Source organism: Mesorhizobium sp. M2E.F.Ca.ET.219.01.1.1 (assembly GCF_004016445.2).
GTDB lineage: Bacteria > Pseudomonadota > Alphaproteobacteria > Rhizobiales > Rhizobiaceae > Mesorhizobium.
In genome coordinates, this window is sequence record NZ_SADT02000191.1 from 1 (window position 1) to 311 (window position 311).

General features: G+C 67.5%; 1 protein-coding gene. It reads left to right on the forward strand.

The window, feature by feature from the left end; translation table 11 throughout:
* A partial coding sequence (locus tag EN862_RS35480) for an aldo/keto reductase (protein ID WP_193771646.1) occupies positions 1 to 311 on the forward strand: 311 nt, incomplete at both ends.

Consider the following 311-nt stretch of genomic DNA (forward strand, 5'->3'; position numbering starts at 1 on the left):
TTCGCGGCGACCGCCCGTCGAAGCTGGCGCGCGCCGACATTTTCGACGCCGTCGAGAAGTCGCTGACCAAGCTCGGCACCGACTACATCGATCTCTACCAGATCCATTGGCCGGAACGGGACATTCCCTGGGGCGCCAACCCGACGCGCGTCGGCGCGGTGGCGCGACGCGCCGACACCGAAGGCGCGCCGGCAGGCGAGACGCCGATCGCCGAGACGCTTGGCGTCTTCGACGAACTGGTGAAGGCCGGGAAGATCCGCCATTTCGGCCTGTCGAACGAAAGCTCCTGGGGCGTCATGCGCTTCCTTGGC